The organism is Streptosporangium sp. NPDC003464 (assembly GCF_053588315.1).
On sequence record NZ_JBSFPS010000467.1, the window covers coordinates 1 to 3,716 of the forward strand.

Annotated in this window: 4 protein-coding genes; all 4 read left to right on the forward strand. The window is 71.1% G+C overall.

The genetic code is table 11. The annotated features are described in order from the left end of the window. The first annotated feature begins 9 nt into the window (after positions 1-9). The 4 genes from ACWDS7_RS47265 (at position 10) to ACWDS7_RS47280 (ending at position 3,630) form a co-directional block, all read left to right on the forward strand. Positions 10-153 carry a tyrosine-type recombinase/integrase gene (locus ACWDS7_RS47265; RefSeq protein WP_451934646.1) on the forward strand — a complete coding sequence of 48 codons (144 nt, stop codon included), beginning with the start codon at positions 10-12 and terminating at the stop codon, positions 151-153. Positions 154-376: 223 nt separating this feature from the next. After that, positions 377-1,366 carry an AraC family transcriptional regulator gene (locus ACWDS7_RS47270; RefSeq protein ID WP_451934643.1) on the forward strand — a complete coding sequence of 330 codons (990 nt, stop codon included), beginning with the start codon at positions 377-379 and terminating at the stop codon, positions 1,364-1,366. Positions 1,367-1,905: 539 nt separating this feature from the next. Beyond that, positions 1,906-3,129, forward strand: coding sequence for a styrene monooxygenase/indole monooxygenase family protein (locus ACWDS7_RS47275; protein WP_451934644.1), 1,224 nt, complete (start codon positions 1,906-1,908; stop codon positions 3,127-3,129). 9 nt (positions 3,130-3,138) lie between these two features. Then, positions 3,139-3,630, forward strand: coding sequence for a flavin reductase family protein (locus ACWDS7_RS47280; protein WP_451934645.1), 492 nt, complete (start codon positions 3,139-3,141; stop codon positions 3,628-3,630). Positions 3,631-3,716 lie beyond the last annotated feature (86 nt).

Below are 3,716 nucleotides of genomic sequence, written 5' to 3' on the forward strand. Positions count from 1 at the left end.
TTCGCCACTTTGGCGCTTGAGCGTGGCGCATCCCCCCGTGAGATCCAAGAGGCTCTTGGTCACGAATCTATAGAGACGACCGAGATTTACCTTCATGCGCCTAAGCGGCTGGAGAGTGACCCTTCGGTGCTGGTTGCGAAAGTCCTCTGGTGAACGTACGCATAACTCGGATTATCCGTACGTCCAAGTGATCATCACGTCACCCCCGTACCCTGACCCCAAGACCACGAGGAGGACCTGTGAGCGACCCGCGCGTCCGTGCTCGCCTACTCCGCATTCAAGGGCGCGCCCGCAAGAGGGATCATCGGCGTGTCCGGTCATGCGTGGTCCCGCACCGCCGTAAGCGGGCGATGGACCCCCGACGGTGGGAGCGTCGATGGGTGAGGCGCGGCAGCGGGTCCCGCTCGGCAACAGGCCGCTTTTCGGCACCCGGGACCTCGACGAGGCCCGGGAGCAGGTGGCGCGGGTGTTCTGCCCGCACCGGCTGGAGCTGACCGGTGAGGTGTCGCGGCTGGCCGCGCGGTTCAACTCCGCCCAGCTCGGCGCCGTTCGGGTGAACTACCTGGACTACGGGACCGACGTCCGCATCGAGCCGGGGGAGCTGGAGTCCTTCTTCCTGGTGCAGATCCCGCTGGCCGGGCGCAGCCTGATCCGGTGCGGCCGGCAGGAGATCGTCTCGACCCCCGGGCTGGCCTCCCTGCCCTCGCCGTCGGAGCACCTCGACATGCGCTGGGAGGCCGGCTGCCCCCAGCTGATCGTCAAGTTCGACCGGCCGGCCGTCGAGGACGCGCTGGAGCGGATGCTGGGGGAGCGGCTCGACCGGCCGATCGTCTTCGACCTGGGCATGGACATGACCACCGGCTGGGCGCGGGCCTGGAGGGCGATGGCCGACCTGATCGTCGGGGAGGCCGAGCACGACGACGGGCTCGCCGTGCAGCCGCTGGCGATCGCCCATCTGGAGAACGCGATGCTCACCTCCCTGCTCACCATGCAGCCGTCCAACTACCACGAGCGGCTGAACGCCCCCCGTGCCCCCGCCGTGCCCAAGGTGGTGCGCCGGGCGATGGAGTTCATCGACGGCCATGCCCACCAGCCGCTGACGACCGACGACGTCGCCCGCGCCGTGGCCGTCAGCGGACGCTCGCTGCAGGAGGGCTTCCGCCGTCATCTCGGCCTGACCCCGATGACCTATCTCAGGGACGTGCGCCTGGGCCGGGTCCACGAGGAGCTGGTGGTCGGCGACCCCGCCCGGTGCACCGTGACGGGCGTGGCGGCGCGGTGGGGTTTCCTGCACCAGGGGCGGTTCGCCGCGGCCTACCGCACGCGGTACGGACAGGCGCCGTCGCAGACGCTGCGCGGCCACTGACCGTCCGGCGTCGGCTGTCCGGCGCTGACCATCCGGCATTCACCGTCCGGCGTCGGCTGTCCGACACTGATCGCTCGGCATTCACCGTCCGGCGTCGGCCGTCCGACATTCACCGTCTGGCGTCGGCTGTCCGACATTCACCGTCTGGCGTCGGCTGTCCAGCACTGATCGCTCGGCATTCACCGTCTGGCGTCGGCCGTCCGGCATTCACCGTCTGGCGTCGGCTGTCCAGCACTGATCGCTCGGCATTCACCGTCCGGCGTCGGCCGTCCGGCATTCACCGTCCGGTATCAGCTGTCCGGCATTCACCGTTCGGCACTGGCTGTCCGGCGTTGACCGTCCGATATCGGCTGTCCGGCATTCACCGTCCGCCGTTCCCCGCCGGCCGTCCGCCGGTGGTCGAGGAGGCGCTCCGGAGGATTCCGCGCCAGATGGATGGGACCCGCGCTGAGCGGATGGCCCGGCCCGTACCGGCCGCCGTACCTTTTCATCAGGCGCCGCCAGACCCCCTCCCTCCCACCTGGAAAGGACAGATCGTCATGCGCAGAATCCTCATCGTCGGGGCCGGCCAGGCCGGTCTCCACCTCGCCGCCGGCCTGCTGCGCAACGGCTACGACGTCACCGTCGTCTCCAACCGCACGCCGGAGGACATCCGCGACGGCCGCGTCATGTCGGGCCAGGCCATGTTCGGCACGGCCCTCGGCCATGAGCGCGAGCTCGGCCTGGATCTGTGGGCCGACCGGTGCCCGCCGATCGACGGGATCCAGTTCACCGTCCCCGGTCCCGGCGGCGGCCGGGCGATCGACTGGGCGGCCCGGCTCGACACGCCCGCCCGCTCGATCGACCAGCGGCTGAAGATGCCCGTCTGGATGGGCGAGGTGGAACGGCTCGGCGGCAAGATCCTCATCCACGACGCGACGGTGGAGGACCTGGAGGCGTACGCCGCCCAGTACGACCTCGTCCTGGTCGCCGCCGGCAAGGGGCCGATCGCCTCGCTGTTCGAGCGGGACGGGTCGCGCTCGCCGTACGACGCCCCGCAGCGGGCCCTGGCCGTCACCTACGTCACCGGCCTCACGCCCCGGCCCGGACACTCTGCGGTGTGCTTCAACCTGATCCCGGGGGTCGGGGAGTACTTCGTCTTCCCCGCGCTCACCCTCAACGGCCCCTGCGAGATCATGGTGTTCGAGGGGGTCCCCGGCGGGCCGATGGACTGCTGGTCGGACGTGCGCACCCCCGCCGAGCACCTGGCCAGGAGCCGGTGGATCCTGGAGACCTTCCTGCCGTGGGAGGCCGAGCGCTGCGGCGGCATCGAGCTCACCGACGAGGGCGGCGTCCTGTCGGGCCGGTTCGCCCCGACCGTCCGCAGGCCCGTCGCGGCGCTGCCCTCCGGAGCCGCGGTCCTCGGGGTCGCCGACGTCGTCGTGCTCAACGACCCGATCACCGGTCAGGGTGCTAACAACGCCGCCAAGTGCGCCGTCTCCTACCTGTCGAGCATCCTGGAGCACGGCGAGCGGCCCTTCGACGCCGCCTGGATGGAGCGGACCTTCGAGCGCTACTGGGACGGCGCCCAGCACGTCACCGCCTGGACGAACGCGCTCCTGGCGCCCCCGCCGCCGCACGTGCTGGAGCTCCTCACCGCGGCCGGCCGGCTGCCCGAGGTGGCCTCCCGCTTCGTCAACGGCTTCGACGACCCGTCGGACTACGCCGGCTGGTTCATGGACCCCGCCGGAGCGGGCGAGTACCTGGCGCGGATCGGCGCCTGAGGAGACATCATGAGATCGCTGCGCGAGGCGCTCGGCCAGTTCGCGACCGGGGTGGCGGTGGTCACCACCGCGACCCCGGCCGGGGAGCGGGCCGGAGTGACCGTCAACTCCTTCACCTCCGTCTCCCTCGACCCGCCGTTGGTCCTGTGGTGCCTGTCCAGGCGGGCGCCGAGCGCGCCGGTCTTCCTCGGGGCCGGGCGGTTCACGGTCAACGTCCTGGCCGCGGGTCAGGACCACCTGTCGCGGCGGTTCGCCACCCCGCTGCCCGACAAGTTCGCCGGGGTGGAGACCCGTCCGTGTCCCGACGGCGTGCCGGTGCTCGCCGGGACGCTGGCCTACTTCGCCTGCCGTACGGTGACCACCTACGACGGCGGCGACCACCTGATCTTCATCGGGGAGGTCGAGCGCTTCCAGCGCTCGGCGGGTGAACCGCTGGTCTTCTACTCGGGCGGCTACCGCGAGTTCGCCGCGGCGGGCCGGGCGGTCGCGAGTGTCGCGTGACCGTCCGGCCCGCCGGCCCCCGGCGGCCTTAGTGGAGGGGGGGGGGTGGTGTTGATGACCCGGGTGTACTCCAATCACACCACAGG